General features: G+C 66.3%; 28 protein-coding genes and 1 pseudogene. 12 read left to right on the top strand and 17 right to left on the bottom strand.

Going from position 1 to position 26,835, the window contains the following annotated elements:
* Nucleotides 1-20 precede the first annotated feature (20 nt).
* Complete coding sequence (locus V9K99_RS06145; protein ID WP_337323381.1) at nucleotides 21-500, top strand: iron chaperone; 480 nt, start codon at nucleotides 21-23, stop codon at nucleotides 498-500.
* Between the two features lie 12 nt (nucleotides 501-512).
* Here the strand turns inward: V9K99_RS06145 and V9K99_RS06150 are convergent, their stop codons facing one another.
* A complete protein-coding gene (locus V9K99_RS06150; RefSeq protein ID WP_337323380.1) occupies nucleotides 513-941 on the bottom strand; it encodes a VOC family protein in 429 nt (142 codons plus the stop codon).
* 117 nt (nucleotides 942-1,058) lie between these two features.
* Between V9K99_RS06150 and V9K99_RS06155 the strand changes: the two genes are divergently transcribed.
* Nucleotides 1,059-4,175, top strand: a complete 3,117-nt coding sequence (locus V9K99_RS06155) for a BTAD domain-containing putative transcriptional regulator (RefSeq protein WP_337336370.1) — start codon at nucleotides 1,059-1,061, stop codon at nucleotides 4,173-4,175.
* A 3-nt stretch (nucleotides 4,176-4,178) separates the two neighbouring features.
* Here the strand turns inward: V9K99_RS06155 and V9K99_RS06160 are convergent, their stop codons facing one another.
* The 3 genes from V9K99_RS06160 to V9K99_RS06170 are packed head-to-tail and all read right to left on the bottom strand — an operon-like array spanning nucleotide 4,179 to nucleotide 6,729.
* The gene (locus V9K99_RS06160; RefSeq protein ID WP_337323378.1) at nucleotides 4,179-5,015 is read right to left on the bottom strand and encodes a DUF4097 family beta strand repeat-containing protein; all 837 of its coding nucleotides are present in this window, start codon (nucleotides 5,013-5,015) and stop codon (nucleotides 4,179-4,181) included.
* Nucleotides 5,016-5,044: 29 nt separating this feature from the next.
* Nucleotides 5,045-5,794 carry an ABC transporter permease gene (locus V9K99_RS06165; protein WP_337323377.1) on the bottom strand — a complete coding sequence of 250 codons (750 nt, stop codon included), beginning with the start codon at nucleotides 5,792-5,794 and terminating at the stop codon, nucleotides 5,045-5,047.
* Entirely contained in the window at nucleotides 5,791-6,729 is a 939-nt protein-coding gene (locus V9K99_RS06170; RefSeq protein ID WP_337323376.1) for an ATP-binding cassette domain-containing protein, read from the bottom strand. The genes V9K99_RS06165 and V9K99_RS06170 overlap by 4 nt, the downstream gene beginning before the upstream one ends.
* Before the next feature lie 180 nt (nucleotides 6,730-6,909).
* Here V9K99_RS06170 and V9K99_RS06175 point away from each other — a divergent pair, with 180 nt between their 5' ends.
* The 3 genes from V9K99_RS06175 to V9K99_RS06185 are packed head-to-tail and all read left to right on the top strand — an operon-like array spanning nucleotide 6,910 to nucleotide 9,262.
* Nucleotides 6,910-7,698: an ABC transporter ATP-binding protein gene (locus tag V9K99_RS06175; protein ID WP_337323375.1), complete on the top strand. Its 789-nt coding sequence runs from the start codon at nucleotides 6,910-6,912 to the stop codon at nucleotides 7,696-7,698.
* 10 nt (nucleotides 7,699-7,708) lie between these two features.
* On the top strand, nucleotides 7,709-8,470 hold the full coding sequence (locus V9K99_RS06180) for an ABC transporter permease (protein ID WP_337323374.1): 762 nt from the start codon (nucleotides 7,709-7,711) through the stop codon (nucleotides 8,468-8,470).
* Nucleotides 8,471-8,485: 15 nt separating this feature from the next.
* Entirely contained in the window at nucleotides 8,486-9,262 is a 777-nt protein-coding gene (locus tag V9K99_RS06185) for a MerR family transcriptional regulator (RefSeq protein ID WP_337323373.1), read from the top strand.
* 14 nt (nucleotides 9,263-9,276) lie between these two features.
* On the opposite strand, the gene V9K99_RS06190 is transcribed toward V9K99_RS06185, so the two are convergent.
* The 6 genes and pseudogenes from V9K99_RS06190 to V9K99_RS06215 all read right to left on the bottom strand — a co-directional run bounded on the left by V9K99_RS06190 (nucleotide 9,277) and on the right by V9K99_RS06215 (nucleotide 13,575).
* Entirely contained in the window at nucleotides 9,277-9,636 is a 360-nt protein-coding gene (locus V9K99_RS06190; protein WP_337323372.1) for a YciI family protein, read from the bottom strand.
* 104 nt (nucleotides 9,637-9,740) lie between these two features.
* Entirely contained in the window at nucleotides 9,741-10,094 is a 354-nt protein-coding gene (locus tag V9K99_RS06195; RefSeq protein ID WP_337323371.1) for a YciI family protein, read from the bottom strand.
* A 15-nt stretch (nucleotides 10,095-10,109) separates the two neighbouring features.
* A complete protein-coding gene (locus V9K99_RS06200; protein ID WP_337323370.1) occupies nucleotides 10,110-10,544 on the bottom strand; it encodes a VOC family protein in 435 nt (144 codons plus the stop codon).
* Between the two features lie 46 nt (nucleotides 10,545-10,590).
* Nucleotides 10,591-11,352 carry an SAM-dependent methyltransferase gene (locus V9K99_RS06205; protein WP_337323369.1) on the bottom strand — a complete coding sequence of 254 codons (762 nt, stop codon included), beginning with the start codon at nucleotides 11,350-11,352 and terminating at the stop codon, nucleotides 10,591-10,593.
* 120 nt (nucleotides 11,353-11,472) lie between these two features.
* A pseudogene (locus V9K99_RS06210) lies at nucleotides 11,473-12,766 on the bottom strand (IS701 family transposase).
* Nucleotides 12,767-12,972: 206 nt separating this feature from the next.
* Nucleotides 12,973-13,575 (bottom strand): TetR/AcrR family transcriptional regulator, encoded by a 603-nt coding sequence (locus tag V9K99_RS06215; RefSeq protein ID WP_337323368.1) that lies wholly within the window; start codon nucleotides 13,573-13,575, stop codon nucleotides 12,973-12,975.
* A gap of 74 nt (nucleotides 13,576-13,649) precedes the next feature.
* Here V9K99_RS06215 and V9K99_RS06220 point away from each other — a divergent pair, with 74 nt between their 5' ends.
* Entirely contained in the window at nucleotides 13,650-14,171 is a 522-nt protein-coding gene (locus V9K99_RS06220) for a cupin domain-containing protein (protein ID WP_337323367.1), read from the top strand.
* A gap of 98 nt (nucleotides 14,172-14,269) precedes the next feature.
* Here the strand turns inward: V9K99_RS06220 and V9K99_RS06225 are convergent, their stop codons facing one another.
* Nucleotides 14,270-14,608: a hypothetical protein gene (locus V9K99_RS06225; protein WP_337323366.1), complete on the bottom strand. Its 339-nt coding sequence runs from the start codon at nucleotides 14,606-14,608 to the stop codon at nucleotides 14,270-14,272.
* Nucleotides 14,609-14,943: 335 nt separating this feature from the next.
* Here V9K99_RS06225 and V9K99_RS06230 point away from each other — a divergent pair, with 335 nt between their 5' ends.
* From V9K99_RS06230 to V9K99_RS06240, 3 genes are all read left to right on the top strand, one after another.
* Nucleotides 14,944-16,881 carry a class I tRNA ligase family protein gene (locus tag V9K99_RS06230; RefSeq protein WP_337323365.1) on the top strand — a complete coding sequence of 646 codons (1,938 nt, stop codon included), beginning with the start codon at nucleotides 14,944-14,946 and terminating at the stop codon, nucleotides 16,879-16,881.
* A 107-nt stretch (nucleotides 16,882-16,988) separates the two neighbouring features.
* On the top strand, nucleotides 16,989-18,170 hold the full coding sequence (locus V9K99_RS06235) for a flavohemoglobin expression-modulating QEGLA motif protein (RefSeq protein ID WP_337323364.1): 1,182 nt from the start codon (nucleotides 16,989-16,991) through the stop codon (nucleotides 18,168-18,170).
* Nucleotides 18,167-19,168: a glutathione synthase gene (locus tag V9K99_RS06240; protein ID WP_337323363.1), complete on the top strand. Its 1,002-nt coding sequence runs from the start codon at nucleotides 18,167-18,169 to the stop codon at nucleotides 19,166-19,168. Before V9K99_RS06235 ends, V9K99_RS06240 begins: the two co-directional genes overlap by 4 nt.
* A gap of 56 nt (nucleotides 19,169-19,224) precedes the next feature.
* Here V9K99_RS06240 and V9K99_RS06245 read toward each other — a convergent pair whose 3' ends face one another.
* From V9K99_RS06245 to V9K99_RS06255, 3 genes are all read right to left on the bottom strand, one after another.
* Nucleotides 19,225-19,740: a CbrC family protein gene (locus V9K99_RS06245; RefSeq protein ID WP_337323362.1), complete on the bottom strand. Its 516-nt coding sequence runs from the start codon at nucleotides 19,738-19,740 to the stop codon at nucleotides 19,225-19,227.
* A 122-nt stretch (nucleotides 19,741-19,862) separates the two neighbouring features.
* Entirely contained in the window at nucleotides 19,863-20,870 is a 1,008-nt protein-coding gene (locus tag V9K99_RS06250) for a hypothetical protein (RefSeq protein ID WP_337323361.1), read from the bottom strand.
* 68 nt (nucleotides 20,871-20,938) lie between these two features.
* On the bottom strand, nucleotides 20,939-21,268 hold the full coding sequence (locus V9K99_RS06255) for a hypothetical protein (RefSeq protein WP_337323360.1): 330 nt from the start codon (nucleotides 21,266-21,268) through the stop codon (nucleotides 20,939-20,941).
* 224 nt (nucleotides 21,269-21,492) lie between these two features.
* Between V9K99_RS06255 and V9K99_RS06260 the strand changes: the two genes are divergently transcribed.
* Nucleotides 21,493-22,137, top strand: a complete 645-nt coding sequence (locus V9K99_RS06260; RefSeq protein ID WP_337323359.1) for a GNAT family N-acetyltransferase — start codon at nucleotides 21,493-21,495, stop codon at nucleotides 22,135-22,137.
* A gap of 58 nt (nucleotides 22,138-22,195) precedes the next feature.
* Here the strand turns inward: V9K99_RS06260 and V9K99_RS06265 are convergent, their stop codons facing one another.
* On the bottom strand, nucleotides 22,196-22,498 hold the full coding sequence (locus V9K99_RS06265; protein WP_337323358.1) for a hypothetical protein: 303 nt from the start codon (nucleotides 22,496-22,498) through the stop codon (nucleotides 22,196-22,198).
* A gap of 414 nt (nucleotides 22,499-22,912) precedes the next feature.
* Here V9K99_RS06265 and V9K99_RS06270 point away from each other — a divergent pair, with 414 nt between their 5' ends.
* Complete coding sequence (locus V9K99_RS06270; RefSeq protein ID WP_337323357.1) at nucleotides 22,913-23,323, top strand: hypothetical protein; 411 nt, start codon at nucleotides 22,913-22,915, stop codon at nucleotides 23,321-23,323.
* A gap of 398 nt (nucleotides 23,324-23,721) precedes the next feature.
* Here the strand turns inward: V9K99_RS06270 and V9K99_RS06275 are convergent, their stop codons facing one another.
* Complete coding sequence (locus V9K99_RS06275; protein ID WP_337323356.1) at nucleotides 23,722-24,588, bottom strand: phosphotransferase family protein; 867 nt, start codon at nucleotides 24,586-24,588, stop codon at nucleotides 23,722-23,724.
* 717 nt (nucleotides 24,589-25,305) lie between these two features.
* Here V9K99_RS06275 and V9K99_RS06280 point away from each other — a divergent pair.
* Entirely contained in the window at nucleotides 25,306-25,716 is a 411-nt protein-coding gene (locus V9K99_RS06280) for an NUDIX hydrolase (RefSeq protein ID WP_337323355.1), read from the top strand.
* On the opposite strand, the gene V9K99_RS06285 is transcribed toward V9K99_RS06280, so the two are convergent.
* A complete protein-coding gene (locus V9K99_RS06285) occupies nucleotides 25,687-26,823 on the bottom strand; it encodes a hypothetical protein (protein ID WP_337323354.1) in 1,137 nt (378 codons plus the stop codon). The genes V9K99_RS06280 and V9K99_RS06285 overlap by 30 nt on opposite strands.
* Nucleotides 26,824-26,835 lie beyond the last annotated feature (12 nt).

Raw genomic sequence — 26,835 nt, forward strand, 5'->3', positions numbered from 1 at the left:
ACCTAGACAGGAGCCCTCCGATGGCACCCACGCAGAAGCGCCCGGCGAAGAAGACCTCCACCTCGGCTGCGGGCGAGAAGTCGTACGACGGCTTCACCGAGGCCGAACGCGGCGCGATGAAGCAGCGCGCCCGAGAGCTCAAGGCAGCCTCGAGCGGCGGCACGGCGGACGAGGAGGCCGCAGTGCTGGCGAAGATCGCCGAGTTGCCGGACGCAACCGAGCGCGCCATGGCCGAGCGGATCCACGAGCTCATCAAGGCCAACGCACCCGAGCTCACCCCGAAGCTCTGGTACGGCATGCCGGCGTACTACAAGTCCGGCAAGAACGTCTGCTTCTTCCAGCCGGCCGGCAAGTTCAAAGCCCGCTACTCGACCTTCGGCTTCAACGACCCGGCCAACCTGGACGACGGCGCCATCTGGCCGGTCGCCTACGCCCTCACCAAACTCACCCCCGCCGTCGAGAAGCAGCTCACCACCCTCATCCAGAAGGCCGTCAGCTGATCCCTGGCCGGGCTAGGGCCAGGTGGTCATGAACTGGCCGGCCACCGCGATCTGCCAGACGTGGCCGTCTGGGTCGGCGAAGGCTGCGTCGTACCCCCATTGCTGCTCGCCTGGCTCGCGGATGATCTCGGCGCCCGCCGCTGTGGCACGTGCGATCAGGTCGTCGACGTCGGCGCTGGTGGGCAGGTTGAGGCTGAGGATGCATTCGCTTTGGCCGGGCTTGGCCTGCTTGCGCTCACTGAGAACCCAGCCGAAGCCACCTTTGGGGATCAGCATGACCCGGACGTTGGCGCCGAGAGTGAGCCGCAGAGGCTCGGGTACGCCGTCTTCGTCGGGCTCCCCAGGTGCGGCGAATCCGAGTCCCGCCTGATAGAACGCGTAGGACCTCTTGCGGTCCGCGATCGGCAGAGCGATGGTCACGGCCATCTGTTCGTAGCTCATAGAGACCTTCCTTTGCTGGTCACCTTCACCCGTACGACGAACGGCGTACGGCCGAACAGACATGCTCGCGAAGACCGGCCCGTCCCCCGTGGCAAAATCAGCCGCGTGCTGATCGGGATGCTTGGACAATTCGAGGTTCGAACGGACGCCGGCGCCCTGGCCGACGTACCGGGCGCCCGGTTGCGCGCGCTGTTGATCGCCCTCGCGCTGGAACCGGGTCGCGTAGTCCCGAAGGCGACCCTCGTCGACTGGATCTGGGGTGAAAACCCGCCTGCCGAAGCGGCGAACGCCCTGCATCGCCTGGTTTCCCGGCTGCGGAAGGCGCTGCCGGAAGGTTCGGTCGAAGGGCAGACGAACGGCTATCGGCTGACGGTGGAGCCCGACGCTGTCGACGCCGTACGGTTCGAACGCCTCGTCAGCCAGGCCGCCAACGAAGAGGGTGCAGTGCGGGTACGGCGGCTGCGCGAGGCGCTCGCGTTGTGGCGAGGCGCGGCCATGCAGGACGTCGGCTTGCAGGAGAGCGAAGCGTTCGACGCGGCGGTCACCCGGCTCGAGGGGCTACGCCTCACTGCCATGGAGGACCGGTTCGAAGGGGAAGTCAGCCTCGGCCACGCTGCGGAGGTGGTCGCGGAACTGACCGACTTGGTGGCCGCACACCCGATGCGAGAACGGCTTGTCGTTGCGCTGATCCGTGCCCTGGCCGCGACCGGTCGCGACACCGACGCGTTGCTCGCGTACGAGCGGACAAGGGAGGCCCTGGCCGATGCGCTGGGGGTCGACCCGTCGCCGGAGTTGTCGGCCCTGCATGTCGCGTTGCTGCGGGGCGAGTTGGGCCGGCGGGAGGAGAACCGGAAGACCAACGTGCGGGCCGCGCTCACGAGCTTCGTCGGCAAGGACGCTGATGTCGCCGCGGTCCGCGACCTCATCGCCGTCCATCGGCTCACCACCCTGATCGGGCCGGGCGGCGCGGGGAAGACCAGGCTGGCCACAGAAACCGCGCGGACGATGCTCGGCGACCTGCCGGACGGCATCTGGCTGGTCGAGTTCGCCCCGATCGACGCCGACGCCGACATCGCGCAGACGGCACTCAGCGGACTCGGACTCCGGGATGCTCTGCTCGGCTCGTCAGCGGGCGACGACCCCACGGACGGGCTGATCGCCGCGATCCGCGATCGGGAGATGCTGCTGATCCTGGACAACTGTGAGCATGTGATCGAGTCGGTGGCGAGGTTCGCCGATCGCGTGCTCGGGGAATGCCGCCGGCTGCGGATCCTGGCGACCAGCCGGGAACCGCTCGGCATCACCGGTGAGGCGCTGTGGCAGGTCGAGCCGCTGGCCGTGCCAACGGACGCCGGACCTGCCGAGATCGCAGCCTCGCCGGCCGTCCAGTTGCTGCGGGACCGGGCCGGGGCGGTGCGCAAGGATCTCGGGACCGACGAACACACCGTGTCGACAATGGTGCGGATCTGCCGGGCCCTGGACGGGATGCCGCTGGCGATCGAGCTCGCCGCTGCCAGGTTGCGCACGATGACCCTCGAGCAGCTCGCCAACCGGCTCGATGACCGGTTCCGCTTGCTGACCAGCGGGAGCCGGACCGCGTTGCCGCGACACAAGACGCTGCGCGCGGTGGTCGACTGGAGCTGGGAGTTGCTCACCGATGCCGAGCGGGTGGTGCTGCGCCGCCTGTCGGTGTTCTCGGGCGGGGCGAGTCAGGAGGCCGCCGAGCAGGTCTGCGTCGGTGATGTTGTCGAGGCAGACGAGGTGCTGGAGTTGCTCACCTCGCTGGCCGAGAAGTCGCTGCTGATCACCGAGGGTGACCGGGCGCCGCGTTATCGCATGCTCACCACGATCAAGGAGTACGCCGCGGATCGGCTCGCCGAGGCGGGCGAATCAGACCAGGCCCGGCAGGCGCACCTCGCCTACTTCACCGCGTTGGCCGAGACCGCGGAGCCACATCTTCGCCGCGCCGAGCAGCTGGAGTGGCTGGCCACGCTCGAGGCCGACCATGACAACCTCGGTGCCGCGCTGCGCGGGGCGATCGCGGCCGGTGACGCACAGGCTGCGATGCGGCTGGCTTCCGGAGCCGGCTGGTACTGGTGGCTGGGCGGCCGCCGTACCGAAGGCCTCGAGTTGCTGATCGCGGCCGCGAACCTCCCGGGCGAGGTGCCCGACGAGGTCCGGGCCATGACGTACGGGCTGGTGGTGCTCTACGTGACCTCCGGGCGGGGCGACGAACACCTCGGCGCGGAATGGATCCACAAGGCCTATCGGTTCGGTCAGCAAAGTCAGAGCGACAATCCGCTGCTGGCCTTCGTGATCCCGCTGGAGCGCCTGCTGAGCGCACCGGAGGAGGCAGTGACCGCGTTCGAATCACTGCTGGACAGCGTTGACCCGTGGGTACGCGCCATGGCCCGGTGGCAGGTCGTCAAGATGCGGAGCCTGTTCGGCCAAGGCGACCAGGACGCGGAGGCCGAGCTGGAGCTGGCGCTCGCGGAGTTCCGGGCACTCGGCGAACGGTTCGGGATGTTCTTGGCCCTGTCCGAGCTGGCCGGCCAACTCGCCCTTCGGGGCGAACTCGCCAAAGCCTGCGAGTACTTCGAACAGACGATCACGGTCCTCACCGAGCTCGGCGCCGTCGAGGATGTCATCGAAGTGCGGACCCAGCAGGCCTTGCTGTACCGGCTCAACGGCGATCGCGACGCCAGCGCTGCCGCCATCGCCGCGGCCGAGCGGAGCGCCCAAGGTGTCACCTGGCCGTACGCGCTGGCCAACTTGGCGCTCGCCAAGGCGGAGCTCGCTCGCCTCGACGGTGACGCCGCCGAGGCCCGCCGTCAGCTCGGCCTCGCGACCACGGTCCTGGGCGATGCCGCGGATCAGGCGGTCATCCAGGCGGAGATCCATGACCTGCTCGGTTACCTGGCGGACGACCTCCGTGAGTCCCGTACCCATCGCGTGGCCGCCTGGCAGGCGGCGACCGAGGCGGGAGCCCCGGCCATGATCGCCCGAATCCTCGTCGGGATCGCGGACCTGGCCGCTCGCCTCGACCAGTACGACCAGGCAGCGCGGTTGCTCGCGGCAAGCGACGGCGGACTGCCTGTTCGCTCCCGCCCGGACGCGGCCAGGATCGAGCAGGACGCCCGACGTCACCTCGGCGAAGCTCGTTTCGCCGAGGTGACCCGAGAAGGCCTGCAAACACCCTCCTCCGACCTGGTCGAGACCACGCTCGCCTCCTGAGGATCAGCTTGCGGCGCGTTGCAGGGTGATGTCGCCGTGGCGGGTGCGGGCGTAGACCGAGACCCTGGCGTCGGAGGGGCCCGGCTCTGACTGCGAGGAGACGAAGTTGTGCACGGCCCCGCGCTCGCTGTTGACGTCGATGGAGGCAGGGGTGCCCTCGGCGATGCCGACCTCGATGTCTCCCGAGCCGTTCGTCAGCTTCGCCTGACCGTTGGTCATCCGGCCGATCCGGATGGCACCGCTGGCGGTTGAGGCGGTGACGCTGCCGTCGGCGCGGTCGATGTCGAAGTCGCAGCTGGCGCTGCCGAGATCGAGGTCGGCCGAGGCGTGGCCGATCCAGGCCTGCCCGCCCGAGTTCGAGAGCCCGACCGTGCCCTCGACGGCGCCGATCCGCAGTGCGAACGCGGCGCCGTCGATGCTGGCAGGTCCGGCGATGTGGTCGATCGCGACCTCACCGGTCGAGATGTTCGCCTGCAGCGCGTCGATGCGATCCACCTGGACCCGACCCGATGCCAGGTGCAGCTGGCATTCGCCGAACGAGCCGTCGGCGTGTACGGCCGAGTGCGCCAGGTACGCAGCCAGGCCGGAGCCGGCGGGCAGGTCGATGGTGATCGCCACCGACCCGTTCTTGCTCCCGGAGACGGTCGTCTTGACCGACAGCTGACCGTCGGCGAAGTCGACCTTGGTCTTGTCGGCCACCTTCACGTCCGACCGGTTCGACGCGTCGATGGGTGCGACCCGCACCACGGTGTCGGTCCGGTCGCTCGCGGTGACCCGCACCTGGGCCCCGGCGACCTCCACGGTCGCGTTGATGGGCCCAGGCGTGGCGAATGTAGGCATGACGACTCTCCTTCCTCGGGGTGGGTTGGTCAGGCCCGCTTCTTGAACGTGGAGGACGCCCACAGGTAGCCGACGAGAGCGATCCCGACGCACCAGGCGACTGCCTGGATCGCGTCACTGGAGGACGCTCCGCCGTTGAGCAACCCGCGCAGCGTCTCGATGATCGGCGTGAACGGCTGGTACTCCGCGAACTGCCGGACGCCAGGCCCCATCTTGTCCGCCGGCACGATCGCGCTGCTGAAGAACGGCAGCATGACCAGCGGTACGGCGGCCATACCCGCCGTCTCCACCGACTTCGCCGCCATTCCGAGGGCGACCGTGAGCCAGCCCAACGCGACACCGAGCAGTACGACGAGGCCGATCACGCCGAGCCAGTCGACGAGACTCGCCGACGGGCTGAACCCCAGCGCGAAAGCCACTCCGATGACGGCCGCAATGGCGATCAGGTTGGTCAGCACACTGGCGACGACCTTGCCGTTCAGGATCGCGCCGCGCGGGACGTCCATCACTTTGAACCGGTTGATGATGCCCTTCGTCATGTCGGAGCTCACGGCTGTCGCCGTACCGCCCAGTCCGTAACACACGGCCAGCAGCAGCATTCCCGGCGTCGCGTAGTCGACGTAATCGACTCCGACGCTGAATGCGTCTCCGAGCAGGTACACGAACATGAACATCATCACGACCGGCATCAGCACCGCGTTGAACACCGAAGTCGGGTTCCGGGCGATGTGCTTGAAGTCGCGGCGCAGCATGACCGTTGAGGGGGACTTGGTGCTCATTTCGCGACTACCTCCGTGGTGTGGCCCGTCAGGGCGAGGAAAACGTCATCAAGGTCGGGTGTGTGTACCGAGAACTCCTCGGCACTGAGTGCGTGCTCGTCGAGCCGGTCGAGCACGGCCCGCAGCGATTTCGTGCCGCCGTCGCTGGGAACCCGCAGAGCCAGTGCCTCGTCGTCCCGCGTGGAGTCGGCGAAGAGACCCGCGGCCGCGTCGAGTTCGGCGACGGTGCCGAAGCGGAGCCGGACATGCGTCCCGGGGAGCTGGCGTTTCAGCTCGTCGGGGGTGCCCTGGGCAACCAATCGGCCCTGATCGAGTACGGCGATCCGGTCGGCGAGCTGATCGGCTTCATCCAGGTACTGCGTGGTGAGGAAGATGGTCACCCCATCCGCCACCAGCTCGCGGATGATCGTCCACATCGTCCGGCGGCTGCGCGGGTCCAGGCCGGTCGTCGGCTCGTCCAGGAAGATGATCTTCGGGCTGCCGACGAGCGTCATCGCCAGGTCCAGCTTCCGGCGCATACCCCCGGAATAGGTCGAGACCTGCTTCTGCGCCGACTCCACCAGATCGAACCGTTCCAGCAACTCGGTGATCTGCCGCTGGCCGTCGCCGGCGCCACGGTTCAGATCCACCATCAACTGCAGGTTCTCCTGCCCCGTCAACAGCTCGTCCACCGCCGCGAACTGACCGGTGACCCCGATCGCCGCCCGCACGGCCTTCGCCTCGGTCGCCACATCGTGCCCGGCGACGCTGACCGCCCCGCCGTCGGCCTTCATCAACGTGGTCAGCACGTTCACCGTCGTCGTCTTACCCGCACCGTTCGGACCGAGCAGAGAAAAGATCGTGCCCGCCGGAACATCCAGATCGATGCCGTCAAGCACGACCTTGTCCCCATAGGCCTTCCGAAGCCCTGAAACCGCAATCGCTGAACTTGTCATGCGCCAACCATCCCTACCCCCCGTGACACGCCCCTGACACCTGTCTGACACGCCCGCTGACACCGCGTTCCGCCGTGTCCGGATGCCCTGGCCGACGCCGGCTTGACCTTGACGCAGCGTCAACCCCGCACCCTGGTGACATCGCCGGTGACCGGACCGGCTGCACAAAGGAGACAGGCGATGTTCATCGAAACGATCGGCGGCGAGCCCGACGGTCCGGCGATTCGCGTGCGGGGTCTCGAGAAGTCGTACGGCGACCTCGAGGTACTGCGCGGCGTGGACTTCGACGTGGAGCGGGGCAGCATCTTCGCCCTGCTCGGCTCGAACGGGGCGGGCAAGACCACGGTGGTGAGGATCCTGGCAACGCTCCTGAAGGCCGATGCGGGGACGGCCACCGTGAGCGGTTTCGACGTCGCCACGCAACCCTCGCAGGTGCGGGAGTCCTTCAGCCTCACCGGTCAGTTCGCCGCCGTCGACGAGATCCTCAGTGGACGGGAGAACCTCGTACTCGTCGCCAAACTGCGCCACCTCGAGGATCCGGGCGCGATCGCGGATGATCTGCTGAAGCGTTTCTCCCTGACCGACGCGGGGGCGCGAAAGGTGTCGACGTACTCGGGTGGGATGCGCCGCCGCCTGGACATCGCGATGAGCCTGATCGGGAATCCGCCGGTGATCTTCCTGGACGAGCCGACGACCGGGCTCGACCCCGAGGCGCGCATCGAGGTGTGGGACACCGTGAAGGGTCTCGCCGACCGCGGCACGACGGTGCTGCTCACCACGCAGCATCTGGAGGAGGCCGAGCAGCTCGCCGACCGGATCGCGATCCTCCACCAGGGCCGGATCATCGTGACCGGCACCCTCGCCGAGCTCAAGCAGTTGCTGCCGCCCGCCAAGGTCGAGTACGTCGAGAAACAGCCGTCACTCGAAGACGTCTTCTTCGCGGTCGTCGGCGACGACAAGTCCAGGTAGGGGGACAACCATGGCCACGCACTTCTTCGGCGACACCGCCGTCCTGACCGGACGGACCCTGCGCCACGTCACCCGCAGCCTCGACACCATCATCACGACCGCGATCATGCCGATCGCCATGATGCTGATGTTCGTCTACGTGTTCGGCGGGGCGATCGACACGGGTCCGGTCGAGTACGTCGACTACCTGCTGCCCGGCATCCTGCTCATCACGATCGCCTCGGGCATCTCCTACACCGCGTTCCGGCTCTTCTTGGACATGAAGAGCGGCATCTTCGAGCGGTTCCAGTCCATGCCGATCGCACGGTCAGGCGTGTTGTGGGCCCACGTTCTGACCTCGCTGGTCGCCAACATGATCTCGCTGGTGATCGTCGTACTCGTCGCCCTGCTGATGGGCTTCCGATCGGGGGCCGGAGTACTGGCCTGGCTCTCCGTCGCCGGCATCCTGCTGCTGTTCACGCTGGCGCTGACCTGGATCGCCGTGATCCCCGGCCTCTCCGCGGCGTCGATCGAGGGCGCGAGCGTGTTCTCCTACCCGCTCATCTTCCTGCCGTTCCTCAGCTCGGCGTTCGTGCCCACCCAGACCATGCCCGGCCCGGTGCGCTGGTTCGCGGAGAACCAGCCGGTGACCTCCATCGTCAACACGATCCGGGAGCTGTTCGCCGGGCAGCCGGTCGGCGACGACATCTGGATCGCCCTCGCCTGGTGTGTCGGCATCCTCGTCGTGGCCTACGCCTTCGCGATGGTCACCTATCGCCGGAAGATCGCCTGAGGCAGGCTGAGACCCATGCTCACCATCAGCCGGCTGGCGGCGCACGCGGGGGTCACGGTGCGGGCGGTACGCCATTACCACCAGATCGGGCTGCTGCCGGAGCCCGAGCGCGACGACTCCGGGTACCGGACCTACAACGCCGCCGCGGTCGTGCGGCTGATCCGGATTCGCACCCTGGCGGATGCCGGCGTACCGCTGGACCGGGTGCAGGAGCTCCTGGACGCCGGCCCGGAGGAGTTCGCCGACGGCGTCCAGGAGATCGACAAGAAACTGCGCGCGGAGGTTCGGCGGCTGCAGGAGACCCGCAAACGGCTGGCCAGGCTCGCTGCCGGAGACCACCTGGCGCTCCCGCAGAGCGTCATCGGCTACCTCGACCGGCTCCGCGGTCTCGGCGTCCAGGAGCAGTACATCGAGCTGGAGCGGGACGCCTGGATCATGGTCGCCGCCGAGGTGCCGCACTTCATCGATGCCGTGATCGCCAAGAAGCACGAGGATCTGGACAACCCCGACATGGTGAAGCTCTACGGCTTTCTCACCGGGCCACTCGACCTGTCGCCCGATGATCCGCGGATCGTCGAGATCGCCGACATCGCCGAGCGCCTGTTGATTCGCGCTGTAGAGGCCGGCGAGACAGGTGCCGACGGCCTCGACGACCAGTTCGTCGACCTGATGGACGCGGCCATGCTCGAGTCCGCACCGGGCGCCGAGCGGGTGCTGGCGATCCTGGAGGAACGGGGCTGGAAGGGCTGGACCCGCATCGAGCGAGTGCCCGCCGACAGACTCGGTGGGTGACAGCAGCTACCGCGTCAACGTGGTCTCTCCAGATCAGTCCGCCGGAACGGGAAGAACTCGCGGACGTCCTGCGTACAGCGGCAGGCGACCGCGACCTTTCCGGCCCACTCCAGAGCCGCTTCCCAGGTGGGTACGTCGACGACGAAGATGCCGCCGATGAGCTCCTTGCTCTCCGGGTACGGGCCGTCGATGATCATCCCGTCGGTGGCCACAGCGGCGTGCTTCTTGCGGTAGTCCAACCCTCCGCTGAAGACGAACACGCCGGCGTCCTTGGCCTCCTGAACCACTGCGTGGGCGTCCTCGGCGACCTGAGGCAGGTCCTCCTCGGGGAAGTCCATCGCACCGTCTTCGAACGAGATCAGGTACAGCGTCATCTCATCACTCCTTGTCCCGGCGGCATCCCTCCAGCCGCCTTACACCCCTGCTACGAACGCCGAGCCCCGGATCCGACAGCTTGCCGCAAAATTCTCCGTGGCACTCAGCCGGCCGGGTCGTAGATGAACTTGCGGACGTCTTGCGCACAGCGGCACGCGGCCGCGACCTTCGCGGCCCACTCCAGAGCCGCCTCCCTAGTAGGTACGTCGACAATGAAGACGCCACCGATGAGCTCCTTGCTCTCCGGGTACGGACCGTCGGTGACCACCCCGTCAGTCGCGACCACGGCATGCTCCACGTCGCCGTCGTCGTACCTCAGCCCACCGGAGAAGACGAACACACCGGCATCCTTGGCCTCCCGGACCACCGCATGCCCGGCCTTGCCCACCTCGGGCCAATCACCCTCGGGGATATGGCCCATCGCCCCCTTCTCAAACGAGATCAGGTACTGCGCCATCTCATCCCTCCTCATTCAGTCGAGGCAGAACTCGTTGCCTTCGATGTCCTGCATCACGAGGCACGACTCGTTGACCCCATCGGCACGCAGCAGTCGCACGCGTACGGCGCCGAGCGGGATCAGCCGTGCGCACTCGGCCTCGAGTGCGGCCAGGCGCTCTTCACCCACCAGCCCGGTGCCGACCCGCACGTCGAGATGCACGCGATTCTTGACGACCTTGCCTTCGGGAACGCGCTGGAAGAACAGTCGAGGGCCCACACCTGTGGGATCAACGCATGCGAACCTCGACCCCTGACGCTCAGGCGGCAGCGTGCGGTCGAAATCGCCCCACGTCGCAAACCCGTCCGGTGGCGGCGGAACGACGTACCCCAGCACCTCGCACCAGAAACGAGCGACGCGCTCAGGTTCAGCACAGTCGAAGGTGACCTGGAACTGCTTGACCGATCCCATCGACCCACCATAGAGGCGGGATCGACCCTCAGGCCGCACGCCGGGCCTAGCTGTTGCGGCGACCTATGACTCGGGTGACGCCCAGTGTTCGGCCGCCGTCGGTGTGAACCATCTGAGCTTCTTCCCGTCCCGGCGTACCACGGTCGTTGTCGCATACTTCATTCCACTGCAACCAGTCCCGCCACCCGCCAGGCAGCCGATCAGCGACCTCGACGGTGACCAGGCCAGTCTTCTCCCAGTGCCGCCGCCACCAGCCGGGGCTGTGCCAGGCGCAGAAGTCCCATTTCCAGTAGTAGGGCTCAAGGTGTGGCGGGGGAAGCGTCTCGTATTCCTCGGCGAGACCGGGCTGAACGATGCCAATCCGGCCGCCGCGTTTCACGAAGCGTGAGTAGTAGCCGAGATAGAGGTCGTCGGTGCCGAAGTAGTGGTAGGCACCAATACTGATGAGCGCGTCGAAGAAATCCTCGGCGAACGGCAGCGCATGAGCTTCCGCGTATATCGGGTGAACCTGGTCTTCTGCGTCTGCCTCGGCCACGCGGCGCAAGTTCTCGTCGGGCTTGACCCACAAATCAGCAGCCCACACCTCAACACCGAACTCCTTGGCCAGGAAGATCGAACTCAGCGCAGTGCCACATCCCATATCGAGTATCCGCATCCCAGGCTCGAGCGGCATGAAATCAGTCAACGCCTCCGCCTGCCACACAGGATTCGGCCCCATCGCCCCATCAACCATCCACCGACCCGAATACCCGCCAGCCCGCGGATACCGCTCGTTCCTCAGCAACCCCTCAAGCGCAGCATCATCCACGCAACCGAAGTCTCGAGGAGTACCTACGACCGGGCAACCGATTATCCGCGCGCCCGACGCCCAATCTGCCGATGAGCGGATGTTCATGAGCAATGTCATTTGCTGGGGACCGGACTAGTACTACAGCCGTAGATCGTGATCGCGTTCCTTTCGCGCTTGGTAGTGGCAGCGTCTGGCTCGGTGTTGGTGGCGTCGGCGGAATCGGCTCCATCGGGCGATGTGCAGCTGGTCGTGGATGGGGGGTGAGTGCTGCGCGGAGGTGCCGGATCTCGTTGCAGGTAAGGGGAATCATCGCTGTTTGGTGTTCGGTGTTGCTGGGTGTGGTGGCGGTGTGGGTGGTGGTTGGCTGTCGGGCTCGTGCGGCGGTGACGGCGAGGAAGGCGTGGGCGAGCATGGCGAGGGTGGTCCAGCGGTGCCAGGAGGTCCAGGTGCGGACCTGGTGTTCGTCCAGGCCGGCACAGCCCTTGCCGGCTTGGAAGTTCTCCTCGACCCGCCAGCGGGTCCCGGCCACCCGCACCAGTGTTGCGAGCGGAACGGCGGTGGTGGCGTGGCAGAGGAAGTAGGCCAGCTCACCGGTGTGCAGGTTGCGCCGCAACAGCAACCAGCGGTGCTGGGTCGGCTCGCCGTCGCTGATGCTGGTGAAGGCCCAAGCGTAGAGCCGTTCGCCTTTGCTGCCGTGGCCCGAGGACAGGATCTGCCAGCCGTTGCGTGGGATCTGTTCGACGAACCTGTCGGCGCGTAGCTTGCCTGCCGGCGTGGGGATCTGGGTGTCGCAGGAGATGGCCATGACGTAGTTCAGGCCACGTACTTCCACTGCGTGCCGAAGCTCGGGGTTGTCGCCGTATGCCTCGTCGGCGGCGATCCAGCCCACGCCGGCGCCAGCGGCCAGTACCCGGTCGGTCATTCGCAGTGCCAGTTGAGGCTTGGTCGCAAACTCCGCATCAGCCGGAACCCCTGCCACCGCACGCCGAGCCGCATCCGATGTCCAGCACTGGGGCAGATACAACTCGACATCGACGAACGGATGCCCGGCCGGAGTGGCCAGCGTGGCAAACACCGCGATCTGGCGGTTCTCGATCCGCCCGCAGGTGCCGGAGTACTGCCGTTGCACGCCCACGGTGCGCCGGCCCTTCTTGGCGTCACCGGTCTCGTCGAACACCAGCGTCACCAGATCCGGCTCCACCCCACCAGCCAGATTCTCCACCGCGTAGGCGGCAACCTCGGCCCGGACCGTTTCGTGGTCCCAGCTCGCCCGGCCCATCAGGTGCTGTATCCGGTCCGGGGAGCCATGGCCGGCATGCTCGGCCAGGCTCCAGCAGTTCTTGCGCGGCAGGTCTGCCAGCAGACCGTCGACAGCGTCCCTGGCCGTCCGGCGGGTCTCGACCCGCGCGAAACATCCTCCAACCCGTTGCATCAGCGCGCCCAGTTCCCGTTCCCAGATCGCAAGCGGCGGCCGCCTCGCGTCACACAGCCACGCCGATCTCAGATCCCTTACCAGGAAAGCGAATCAGCCACGATCAACGGCTGTAGTACTAGGCGGCTCAGGCGCATTGCATGGGCCAGGGCAATTCGCAGAAGCCGTGCTTGTGCCCATCGTCACGATGCTCGCTCACGAAGCCGTCATCCCGCCGCGCCGACCATCGCCTCCATGAGATCGGCAGCCTCTTCGCTCGTGAGCGATCCCTCCCGGACGAGCGAGTGCCATGTCACGAACGAGATCGCGTGGCCGACGGCTGCCGCCGCGCGCACGCGCGCACGACCTCGCTCGCGGCGTCCCGTCATTAGTGAACGAGCGACGTGGCGGAAGTATCCGAAGAACGCCTCGCGGGCCGCCGGCGGGACAGCATCGATATCGCGGATGCCTGCCGAGAGCATCGCCTCCGTTTCCTCGTACCACCGATACAGTTCGCGCACCGCGACGCGAAAGCGCTCGTTGGGTGAGGCGATGCCGGCCCACGACGTTGGGTCGGGCATGGGATGCCGCTCGTAGTAGTGGGCGTTGCACGCCTCGAAGAGCACCTGGAGATCGGGGAAGTGGTTGTACACCGTGGCACGCTGCACGCCCGCGCGTTCGGCGATGGCCTTGATGGTCGTCTTCGCGGGGCCGAGCGTTTCGTGGAGCTCGACCGTCGCTTCAACGATTCGTTGCCGGGTCTCGGCTTCGGTGAGCGCACGCTTCGTCTTCCGGTATGGGCGTGGCGACGCTATGTTCGCTGAACACATATGTTAGCCAATCTTGACAGGGCGCTGTGCTGCTGCTTCATTGTACACATGTGTCACCCAAATGGAGGTGCGGCATGAGTGCACGGACTGTAGCGGCCACGACCGTCAAGGTTGTCCAGCCCGGTGAAGGTCGGCGCGGCGGATTGATGCCCGGCGTCGGGGTGATCTTCAAGATCGACGGTGTCGACTCCGGTGGGGCCCTCGCCGTCGTCGAACACCCCTTCGAAGTCGGCGGACTCGTCCCGCCCCACGTCCACCACCGCGAGGATGAGATCTCCATCGTGCTCGAGGGCGAGATCGGCTTCCGGTCCGAGGACAAGGAGATCGTGCTCGGTCCGGGCGGATACATCGTGAAGCCGCGTGGCGAGGTCCACGCGATGTGGAACGCCGGGCCGACGCCGGCGCGCATGATCGAGATCATCTCGCCTGCCGGACTCGAAGAGCTCTTCCGGACGGTCATCGGCCTGACCGAGCGCGGCGAAGCAGAGATGTCGAAGATCGTCGAGCTCGCGAACCGCTACGAGGTCCCAATCGCCGAGCCCGAATGGTTCGCGGACGTCATCGAGCGCTACCAGCTCTCCATGCCGACGCCTTAGTCCGGGCCGCCTGGATGTAAGCCAGGCGGCCTACACCCGTTCGCGATGGACTACCTGCTCGACAGGAACGCGATCACGATCTACGGCTGCAGTACTAGTCAGTCCAGATTGCGATAGCGCCACCAGTTGCCGTCGACGGGCGAGAACGGCTGCGGAGAAGGTGCTCGTCGGAAGCGCTCATCCAGCGCTTTCACCTGGACCGAGACACGCTCGGCGCGTCTGCCGCCGCGACGCATCAGTGATTCAAGCTGGTCACGTGCGTCGAGACCCTCGGTGCCGTCACATCGTGGACAGCCGGTCGCGGTTTCGTCGAGGCCGGCTTCGACCCGCTTGACGATGTGCTCCCAACTCCGCAGCAACCATTGCGTGTGGAAGCCATTGGTAACTCTGGCCTCGGGGGGCCGATGGCGCATCCCACGTGAATCGTTCTTGGTCATCTGCTGCGCCGTAACGTGACGCGACCCGGTGAGGTTTTCGAACAGGGTACGTCGCCAGCGGACGCAGCGTCACGCGATGCACTCAATTGCCGCGGTCCGCGCACGAACAAGTGCTCCTGGCAGGCGCGGTCGGGAGCGGAAATCTGTTGCATCTTGGGGTGGATCGGTCACAGTAGATGTTATGACCAGTCAGGCAGCTCCGCTTCTCGGTCGTTGCTGCCTGCCTGGCGGTCGGTTCGTCGTACGGTAGCCCTCGCCTCTCGGCGAGGGCGCCTCCGCGCGCCCCGGGCAACTTGGTCCGCGGCGCCCACGACGACCCATCCTGGGAGATCGCGATGTCCACCATCGACGCGCACTACACCCCTGCGCACCACTTCGCCCGCGACGCAGATCGCTACGCAGCCTGGGAGCGAGCGGGCCTGTTCCGGCCACGGCCGGCAGCCGAACGTTTCGCCATGATCCTGCCGCCGCTGAACATCACCGGCGGCCTGCACCTGGGTCACGCGTATGAGCACACCATCTCCGACGCGTTCATCCGGCACCGGCGGATGCTCGGCGCCGAGACCCTGTGGCTGCCGGGGACCGACCACGCCGGCATCGCCACACAGGCCCTGATGGAACGGCAACTGGCCGCCGAGGGCACCAGCCGGCACGAGCTCGGCCGCGACGCGTTCCTCGCGCGAACACGCGCCTGGGGTGACGCGACCAGCGAGACGATCGCCGCGCAGATGCGACACCTCGGCATGTCCCCCGACTGGGACCGGTCCACGTACACCCTGGATCCCGGCCCGGCTCGCGCGACTCATGCGGCGTTCAGACGCCTGTTCCGGCAGGGATTGATCTACCGCGCCGAACGAGACACGCTGTGGTGCACAGGCTGCCAGACCGGCTTGTCCGACATCGAGACCATCGAGACCGCCGGCGGCCGCAGCTGCACCCGCTGCTCGTCGAGGATCGAGATCCGTTCCACACCGCAGTGGTACCTCGCGACCACGACGCTCGCCGCCTCCGCACGGTTCGCGTTCGAATCCGGGCAGCTTCGCATCGATCCGCCCGAGTTGGCGACCGAGTACCTGCGGTGGCTCGACGACATGCGTGACTGGTGCCTGTCGCGGCAGCTGTGGTGGGGGCACCGGATCCCCATCTGGTACGGCGCCGACGGCGAGGCTCGTTCGTTCGGGCCGGACGAGGCAATCCCGGCCGGCTGGACGCAGGATGAGGACACCCTCGACACCTGGTTCTCCTCGGGCCTGTGGCCACTGTCGACGCTCGGCTGGCCCGAGGCGACCAAGGACCTGGCACGGTACTACCCGAACGATCTGCTCATCACCGGGTCAGACCTGCTGTTCTTCTGGGCAATCCGCATGACGATGCTGTGTACGCATCTAACCGGCACCGCACCATTCAAACGGCTGTACCTGCACGGCATGATCCGCACCGAGCACGGCAAGAAGATGTCGTCGTCGTTCGGTAATACCATCGACCCGCTCGACTACGCCGACGAGTTCGGGACCGACGCACTGCGCCTTGCGTTGTGCCGCCGTGCGCGGCCCGGCACCGACCTGTCGTTCGGCCGCACCGACCTCACCGGCGCCCTTGCGCTGCTGAAGAAGCTGTGGAGCATCGCGCGGCTCACCACAGCGCACAGCATCCATCTCCCCACAAGCACTCCTCCGGAACCGCAGGAGCCCGCGCACCCGCTGGATCGGTGGCTGGCGTCCCGCCTGGAACGGACCCGCGCACTCGCAGCCGCTGGGTTCGAGGAGCTCGACCTGGCCGGCGCGACCGATGCGCTGGCCCGGTTCATGAACGACGACCTGTCCGACCTGTACCTCGAGGCCCGTAAGCCCTCGCTCCGGCACGACCCTGGCTCGCGCGCCACGCTCGCCGCGACGCTGGCCGAGCTTCTCCTTCTGCTGCACCCGATCGCGCCGTACCTCACCGAGCAGCTGTGGGAATCCCTCGCCGGCACCGACGGCTCCTGCCAGGACGCTCTCGACGCACACGCATGGCCGGCTGCCCGTCCCGAGCGGCTCGACCCGGAGGCCGAAACCGAGGTGGACCGGCTGCGTCACCTGCTGCACGCCGCCCGGTCGCATCGAGCCAAACACGGCATCCCGGCCGGCACGATGCTGCCAGGCCACGCGGACGGCCTCGCGTGCTCCGCCGAACTGCTTCGGCTCGCGCGCCTGCGCCCGGACGATACGATCCGCGATCGCCACGCAGCAGCGATCCTCACGTGCGGGCCCGCGACGCTCACCATCGGCAACTAACCAGGGCGTCACGCTCACAACGCACGCTGTAGCGACCAAGTGGAAGGCAGCAGGCGCGTGAGCTGTGCTTGGGTTGATTGTGTTCGACTGGTGGGTACCGCTGGTAGATGACCTCCCCGACCGAGCAGCTCGCGCCCGCTCTCGACATCGACGCTCGCCTCACCGAGATCGAGCGCAGCTTGAACCTGCTGCTCAACACCACGCCGGTCAATGCGGCAGAAGCATGGACGGACTTCGAACGGGGTGACTTCGGGTCGACCCCCACGCTCCGCCTCCGACCGCTGGAATTCGAGCCGGACCTGGTACGCCGTGAGCTCTACGACCTCGAGATCGAGAACGTCACCGACCCTGCGCTGCACACCCTCTTCCGGGCGAAGCGAGACGAGATAGCACGACAGATCACAGCCCTGGAGGATCGCGACACCTCACGGTTCGTGTATGGGTCGCTGCAGCTGTACGGCGGTGTCGCCCCGCCGCTCGCGTCCGTCGCGGAGGAACTGCTCGAGACCATCCCAGCCCAAGCTCCCAGCAACCACAGCGTCACGGCCGGCGCGTTCGCGGAGGCGGCTCGGGCGGAGTTCGATCGATACCGCGCCGTGTATCCGGACTTCCCGGCGTACGTCGAGGTGCGCGACGACGTCTCCGAACTGATGGTGTCGTTCGGTCGGCTGCTCATCCCCGAATCCGCCACTATTAGGGCGGACCGCGTCGAGCCCTTGCTGCACCACGAGGTTGGCACTCATGTCGTCACCTACCAGAACGGCGCCAGGCAGCCCCTGACCCTGCTGACCATCGGACTGCCCGGCTACGACGAGACCCAAGAGGGCCTTGCCGTGCTCGCCGAGTACCTGGCCGGCGGATTGGACCCGCGGCGTCTTCGCGTGCTCGCGGCGAGGGTTGTTGCCGTCGGCAAGATGCTTGACGGCGCCGAGTTCCTGGAGATCTTCGAATCGTTGCGGTCAGAACATCAGATACCGACGAGGACCGCCTGGTCCATCGCCATCCGGGTCGTCGTCGGGGGTGGTTCTGTGAAGGACGCGATCTATCTGCGCGGGATCACGCGGATCCTCGAATCCCTCGCGGAGGGCAGCAGCCTTGATGTCCTGTTCGTCGGCAAGTTCGCGTTGGACCACATCCCGTTGATCCAGGATCTGCTCGACCGCGAGGTGCTGGAGGCACCATGGGTCCGGCCGCGCTGGCTGGACGTGCCCGGCGCCCAGGAGCGCCTCGCCCGACTGCGCGCGGGCATGTCGGTCACGGACCTGTACGAAGGAGTTGTGTCGGTATGAGGCTTGCCTTCTTCGTCAATGACGTCGCCACCGAGGTCGACGAGTACACGACTACTCGGCTGGCGAGGGCCGCGGTCCAACGCGAGCATGAGGTTTGGTACGTCGGTGTCGGAGACGTCGAGCTCGGGGAGAGCGACGGGCAACAACTGGTGGCCCGGGCTCGTGCCGCAGAGTTCGAGACGGACGACACACTCGAGGTCTTCATGAAGCGCATCAAGGAGCGTGACGCCGAACGGATCGTCATGGACGACCTCGACGCCTTGTTCCTGCGCAACGAATCGATCGACGATCTGCACGAGCGGCCGTGGGCAAGCCCACTGGGTGTGGTCTTCGGCCAGATGCTGCAGGCACGAGGCGTCACGGTCGTGAACGACCCGAGGTCCCTGACACGCGCAACGAGCAAGCTCTACCTGGAGGAGTTTCCCGAGAAGATCCGGCCCCGATCGCTGGTGACGCGCGACCCGGAAGCGATCGAGCGGTTCGCCGGCGAGGTCGGCCACTGCGTCGTCAAGCCTCTGTACGGAGCCAAAGGGCGGAACGTGTTCATGATCGAGGACGAGGGCGAAGCGAACCTCGCCCAGATGACCGAGGCGGTGCTTCAGGACGGCTACGCGATCGCCCAGGAGTTCGTCGACGGCGGCGAGGACGGCGATGCCCGGATCTTCCTGCTCGAGGGACAGCTTCTCGAGTGCGACGGGAGACCGGCCGCGTTCCGGCGAGTGCCCATGGGAAACGACCCGCGGGCCAACATCAGCAAGGGTGGACGCTCGATCCCTCTCGAGATCAGTGACGTGGAACGCGGCATCATCGATGCGATGAGCAACAAACTCGTGGCCGACGGCATGTACTTCGTCGGCATCGACGTAATCCGCGGCAAGGTGGTGGAGATCAACGCCGAGAGCCCCGGCGGCATGCAGAGCGTCGAAAGACTCTACGACATCGACGTCTGCCCCACCATCATCGAATCCCTCGAACACCGCACAAACTCAAAGCCCTGACCCGCCACCGTCCTCGTAACGCGGTCACCGCTGGCCACAGGCAGGCGCGGACTGCATCACGTGCAGTCCGCGTACGCGAGCCCGAGCCCGCAATGGCGACACCGGAAGAGATAACCCGTCAGGTCTCCGTCCGCACTGAGGTTCCGCAGCATCGCGTCGTCCAGGCCTCCGTCCAGGCGGAGCGACTCCGCCGCGCCGGGCAACGCTGACACCTCTCCCCAGCCGGCTCGACCAAGGAACTCCGCGCCGTCGGCGCAGTGGAACATCCAGCGTTCCTGCTGCCACCCCGCGAAGCCCGGAGTCCGACACACGATCTCCTCCAGCACCGCCGCCGGTACGTCACTCGGCGCGCCATCCGTCGTCGTGAAGTCCGCATCGAACCGATCGGCGGCGCTCCCATCCGCAATGCACCACGGACACAGAAACTCGACCTTCTCGACGGCGTACACCGGGCCTGCGTACACGAACCCGCGAGCCTTGCCGCACAGCTCACACACCTCTGCAGATTCAACGACAGACCCCGTGGCGACCGGGTCGGGGTGGTACCGGAACTGCGGCAGTAGGTCGGCCATGCCGGAAGCATCGCGGATCGACGCACGCCAACACAACCAGCCCGTCAGCGACGCGCCACGTCGTCTCACTAGTGGGCACCCGGTTGATGCTGCGTCGAATCCGACTACCCATGAGCGTCGATTCAGCCGATGCGTTCGTGCTGCCAGCGACGGCCCGCCATTGGCGGCGCCTGGTCTACTCCAGGCTTGATCGCGTGCCAGGTCGCGCTCCACTCGCGTGGTGCACGCTGAAGCTCCTCGACCACCTCCGCAGCGACTTGTGCGGGGCTGCGGCCATGACGCGGGAAGCGGAGGAACACCTGGTAGCCGGCTTCGGCCGAGTCGTAGTCGTCATTGCCGGTGAACAGTGCGACCTGGAATAGGTCTGGGTTCGCATAGTCCTTCGCCGCCCAACTCACGGTGAGGCCATACCTGTCCAGGTGCGTGCGATCGATCTGCTCCAGCACCAGTCGAGCCGTGGTGTCCTCGGGGCGCTCCCAACTGTGGTCAGCGCCGATGCGGGCAACTTCAGCGTCGTACTGCTCGGCGTGAAAGGTGAACCCATAATCGATCGGGACTTCGTAGAGCCATTCCCAATGAACCGCATCTCCGTCACGCACGATGGTCACATCCGTGGAGCCACAGCCGTACGTGCCGCATTCGCACCGCGCGATCGGCACCTGCGCAGGGTCCGGCGTCGCGATGAGCCGGTTGACGGGGATGAGGATCTCGAAGGGATCCATCCCCATTCCCGCACCGATCCGGGTCATCTCGACATCGTTGACGTAGACAAGGAGTTCGTGACCGCCGACCGACTCGTGCGCCGCGCGGACATCGAACCGGATGGTTCCGGTGGGCCGGCGGGACAGGGTCCGGCCGTCGGCGACCACCTGTTCCCACGCCGATAGTTCGCCGGGCCGGGGGATGTTGAGTTCGTCCAGCGTCGCTTCCAGCAGCTCCTTGATCTCCTCCCGACTGTCGGACGGCGACGCACCCGCGAGCATGCGGAGGTGGGGCGAGTCCAATCCGTCCACCAAACACTGAACAGCGGCGTCAATCAGCCGCTTGGGCTCGCCCCAGTGTGGTTCGGGGTACCACCGTGCGGCAGCGTCGTAGAGCCGGTGCTCGGGTGATGGATAGCTGTACTCCACGCTCACAGCATGAGCGATGCGACCGCCCCAAGCCACCGACTTTGGAACCCCAGCCCGCTACCTAACTGTCAGGACGGCCTGCGATGCGTCAGTAGCCAGATCGCGGCGACTAACCAGGTTGCCACGGTCACCACGCACCCTGTAGCGACGCCGGCTGTTGGACGTCCGAACAACGAGCCGATCAATAGGCCCGCGAGGACGAGGCAAAAGCCGGTCACCCACATAAAAGAAACCGCGTTACCCGTTTTGCCGAGATCCAGGGCGGGAGGCGCCGTCCTCCAGTCGCGTAGTGGTTCGGCTGCGTCTTGGTCACGCTTGGCGCGGGTCAGTATCTGTGCGTACCAGATCACCGCAGCCATGAACGCGAGAAAGGCTCCAGGGCCAAGCAGATTGTCCACTGTGTCGATCCTCTGTCGAGAACCTTCCCTCGAAGGGTTCACTGTCAGTATGCGGGTCATGATGAAAAATCGCGTGCACCGTTGTTGTCTGATGGGGTTTGATCCCTCATCGGAGGCGTGGCGATGTGCGGCTCGATCGACTTCAGAAGTTCGCGGGCTCCAGCGACGTCCGCCGTACGCGTATGACCGCCTCGCCCGCGACCGTGAGAGCAGAGTGACCGTAGATGAAGAACTATCCGCTCCTCGATGTGCGCGTCAGCACACCAGCGCTCGAGCTGCGCAGCGCCACAGATGAGCTGCTGGATGAGCTCGCGGATGTCGTGCGCGCGGGCAAGACCCATGCCGATCCCCCACCGTACGACGACCCGATGTCGTTCTACGAGACCGATCCCGACCTGCGGGTCGCCAAGTGGCTTCGGGCGATCTGGCGGCGCCGCGGCACGGTCGAACCTGATGCTTGGCGGCTCTACTTCGTGGTCATGGTCGACGGCCGGCCTGTCGGGGAGCAGACAGTGACGGGAGTGGACTTCTCCACTCTCGGAACGGTCACGACCTTCTCCTGGCTGTCCGTCGATCAGCGTGGCCGCGGCCTCGGGCACGAGATGCGGGCAGCGATCCTGCACCTGGCGTTCGACGGCCTCGGGGCGAAGGAAGCAAGCAGCGACGCCTTCGTGGACAACCACGGCTCCAACGCGATCTCGCGACGTCTCGGCTACCAACCCAACGGGTCCGAATGGGCAACAAGGCAAGGCAATCCCGCCCTGCTCAACCGATGGCGACTCACCCGAGCCGACTGGGAACAGCGCCGCAGGACCGACATCCACGTCCACAACATCGAGGCCTGCCACGCCTTCCTGCCCTTGTCCTGACGTCACTCACGACTGAGCCCGAGCGCAGCCTACTCGACCGTCCGAGTGAACAACGTCCTCAGCGCTTCTTCAGAATTTCTGAATAGTCGCGACCGGCAAGACGTAATGCCAGGACAACGATGCATGTATAGACAATCCAGCAGATCCCGAGTCCAATGCCGACACCTGCGCCTGTCCAAAACGCCGTCACCGGGTGGCCGCGCATCACAAGGGCAACCAACGCACCCACGCCGCCGCCGACTGCAGCAAGAGCGAGGTAGCCGAGCATTGCACCGTACGGGACGCTGCCACCTGCTGACTTCATGTATCGGTAGGTACGGCAAGGAGCAATGACGAACACGTTACGACCAAAGGAAGCCATCGCTCCTACCAGTCTCCTCTCAGACAACGCCGAGCCTACGTACGCTCGTTGTTGAACCTAAACCCGACATCCACCTCCACAACGTCGAGGCCTGTCACGCCCTCCTGCCCTTGACCTGACGTCATCAGACGCAGGGGGTGATCTCCACCGCCAGTGTCCGCAACCCTGCAGATCCGCGCGCGGCCCCTGACCTCTTCGACGATCTTTCAATTGGGTCCGCTGACGTCCATTCGTGTCCGGCACGGTGCGCGGTCGTTGCCTCCAATTTGCCCCCCATGAGATGGCTCCGCCCGCCGGCCGTACCGAGTTGACCTCTTTGGATCAAGGCGCGCCGGACGCGACTCGCAGTATCCGGAGTCCACGGTGAGAGGCCCGCGATGGACAACGCCGACCCCGAGGCGCGAGCATTCGCGTGTGACCAGTCCCAAGATCCACGCAGTCGCGGCAATCGCCTTCGCGGTTGTGGCCCTCGTCGGCCTGATCCTCGATGGCCCGCGAGCGGCCTACTACCCCGCCGTCTCCGCGCTCATCAGCGGGCTGGTCATCTACCAGGAGGCTCGGCACCCGCAGTCGCCCAAGCGCTCGACCAAGCGGCGCATCATCGACACCACGTTCTTTGTCCTGTTCACCGCACTCTTCGTTGGTGGCGTCCTAGTGATCAAGCCCAGCACCTCGCTTCCGTGGACGGTTCCCGTCACGGCTCTGGTGATCGCCGCCACCCTGCCATTCACGTTCGCTGGAGTGATCCGAGACGCATTCCGTGGACAACAAGCCGCTCAGCGCCCAGCCAACGAGCGCGACCACGACCCGGGCTCCATGGCCTGAGGCCGATGCGAACACAACCTGGTGTTCGCATCGGAAGTGGGTACGCAACTCGACGCGGCCAACGTACGGCGGGCGTTCCGGAAGGTGGCGAAGGCGGCAGAACTCTCGGCTGAGGCCTGGAGCCTCGAGAGCAGCGGCACAGCTTCGTGTCGCTGCTGTCGAGTCAGGGAGTGCGATCGAGGACATCGCAGCGCTGGCAGGACACGTCAGCACGGTCGTGACGGAGAAGGTCTATCGACACGAGTTGCGGCCGGTGCTATGAACAGGGGCGAAGAAGATGGCCCTGGGGGTGCCCCGCTTCGACAGACAGGGCTGATGACTTGGTCAGGCTACATTCGTGATCTTGTTCTGTGCCTCGTGTTCGGCGGTCCTGCGGTAGCCGAGGGAGCTGTGGATTCCTACAGACCGTCCAATCGTTTGCTCATCGTGTCGAGTGTCGGCCAGGGAGGACCCTCGCGCAGCGAGCGCAGGAGCTCGTCTCCGAATCGCCTCCCGTTGGGAAACTGGTCGCCAATGTCCCAGCGCCACGCTGCGACCATCGCGAGAACGAGCTGCCGGCAGTCGTCCAGCAGTCCTTGGTCAACGTTCGGATAGTGCTCGCAGACCGCCACGGGAACATGGGCGAGATCGAACTCGACGGGTCCACGGCAGCACGTCTCGAAGTCGATGAACGACGGGCCATCCGTCGTGCTGAGCACATTGCCTGGATGCGGCTCGCCGTGGAGCAGCTGCTCCACGGCGCCGCGGTCCTCGATCGCCCGTCGCAGGCTTCCTAGTCTGCCGCCGAGGAACACGCGGTCTGCGTCGGCGAGCTCCGGCGAGAGATCCGGGTTGACAACGATCTCTTCCGCCTCCGCGATTCGATCCGTGAACCGCGGGATCGCCACATCAACCGTACGCATGCCGGCGTGCAGCCGCTCCAGCGCCTTGGCGTAGTCGGCTGGTGAGACGTGCGGTGTCACGGGCTCGTAGTAGATCCACAGCGTCACTGCGAAGCCATCGCGCCTGTAAACAAGCGGATCCACCCGAGGCTCCAAGGCGCCCACCGGACATCCGACCTCGGCGAGCCGTTGAGCGAGCTCAACCTCGAGCTGCGCAACCTCTTGCCCCACTGGGGCGACCCGGGCAAAGACGTCACATGGCGTCAGCCGCAACGCCAGCTTGTTCGAGTTGTGAAGAACAACTGCGTCGTCGACTGGCAGATCGAGCGACACGGCAACCGAAGTAGCAGCCGCAATCGCACGCGTGACCTCAGACATCTCCATGACGCGCCACGCTACATTCGCGACCTTGCCCGGTCCCCCCAATTTCCGGCGGGTCTGCAGTACCACACGCCGATCCACCCAGGCCGCCACCAACCGAGGTACGACGCTCAGTGCGGGAAGCAACCAACACGAAGCCCCATCGCTCGCGTCGACCCCTTCAGCTTCCTGGTCGCCATGCCGCCGCGTTGGGGCGGGTCTTAACTGCCTGCACGTACGACGATCACGCCGACGTCCAGCGTATGTGCGCTTCAGGGGACCTCGTTATCTTGACAACAACTCGCGCATGATCCTGCGGTCGCCGCCCGCCTCGCGCTCAACCTCACGAAGTCCGCCTGCCGTGCCAGGCGGCGCGGCTCAGGAGACCGAGATGATCAGGAGGTGGAGCAGCGAGCCACCCAGGGACACGATCGTGTTGAGGATCGCCACGCACAGTCCGATAACCCCGAAGAAGCAGGCGGTACCGTCGTGGGGTCGGCGGCCGCGAGTGAGCGCGACGCGACGCTGCGTACCGTGGTCGATACGACATAGGGTCGCAGTGTGAGTACACCTGAGTCGTCGTCAGAGATCCCCCGACCCAGCTCAGAGGGAGTGTGGGAGGTCCGCAGCGTCACGCCGTTCTATGACAGTAAGTGGATCCAGTTGGCTCACGCTGACGTGTTGTTGCCATCTGGCGAGCACAACCCACGTCACCATGTTGTGAGGATGCCAGCGGCGGCCATGGCGGTGCTGCTCGATCCGGACCGGGCGGCGGTGCTGATGAGCTGGCGGCACCGCTTCGTCTCCGACGTCTGGAACTGGGAGCTCCCCGGTGGCCTCGTCGATGAAGGTGAGGAGCCCGCGGAGACGATCGCTCGCGAACTAATCGAGGAGACCGGCTACCAGGCAGCATCCATCGAGCATCTGGTCAGCTTCGAGCCGATGATCGGCATGGTCACCTCACCGCACCACGTTTACCTGGCGACAGATGCCCGACACGTCGGTGATCCAACAGAGCTAAATGAGGGCCGCTTCCAATGGGTGCCCCTCCCCCAGGTCCCTGCCTTGATCGCCAAAGGTGACATCCGAAACTCGGGCACGCTGGTCGGGCTACTGCACTACCTAGCGTTGGGCCGCACGCAGGGCGCGTAACCGGTTCTGCTGGCGCCGCGATCCGAACTGGTCAGCCATGTGCGTGGCTCTCCGGAGGTGCGCCTCCGCCTCACTAGTCTGCCCAGCGACGTGATGGGCGTGCGCCAGGTCGACGTAGAGGCCGGTGGCCGCTCGTACCGAGTCGCCAGCGTTGGCAAGAGCCGCAGTTAGGTCTTGAATGGCTTCACGCCGACCGAGTCGGGCGAGGCAGTGCCCGCGCCAGCGTGCCAGGTGGCCGTCATCGAGCATCAAGAAGGGAAGCTCGGCCGCGCCGTCGCCGTCGAGTCGGGCCTGCGCCCAGTCGAGTTGTCGCTCGGTATGAGCGCGGTCGCCGGTCGCAGCCGCAGCTTCGGCCTCGGCAGCCGCCAGCCAGCTCAGAAGGAGATCTGGCGCCTTCGTGCCGAGCTCGCGACGAGCCGACTGGATGAGGTTGAGCGCCAGATGGTTCTGGTGGGCATCGAGCAAGACGTAGGCGCTTTGTGCCGTGACATGCGCCAGTACCGCGGCGTTGCCAGATTCGCGTGCTGCAGTGCGGGCGGTTTCGTGGAGCCGCCACGCCCGTTGTACTTCCCCCTGGTCGAGCGCTTGCCAACCGGCTAGGCCGGCGGCTGCCGCGAGTGCGGCAGCCAGCTCCGCGCGGTGGCCACCAACTGCGCGGTCCAGCACCTCCTGCATTTGGCGAACGTGCAGCTCAGTCTGCTGGATCAGCGCCGTCGTGCCGAGGCGGCGATCGAGCAAGCGCAGATTCTGAGTCTGCGACTCGAACAGACCGACCAACTCGCCATCGATGTCCGGCGATGAGTCAGCCTCGCGGAGCGCGGCTACCCGCCCCGTCTCGTCGTCGGGCACGAAGCCGAGCACCTCATACGGTGCTCGATAGATGGCTGCTAAGGCGCGACGGTATGTCTCGACTCCGACGGCACGCTCGCCGTTCTCCCAGTAGGCGAACATTCGTTTCAGCGAAGCGCCGGTTGGCGAGCGCTCACCCAAGTCTTCGACGACTGCGATGAAGCGGCGCATCGCCTCGGCCTGCGTGAAGCCAACGCTGAGACGTGCTCGACGCAGTGGTGCAGGTGCCTCCGCCTCGGCTGTGCCATCCCCCGCCATGCGATGTCTCCA

Source organism: Kribbella sp. CCNWLW201, assembly GCF_037203805.1.
Taxonomy (GTDB): Bacteria; Actinomycetota; Actinomycetes; order Propionibacteriales; family Kribbellaceae; genus Kribbella.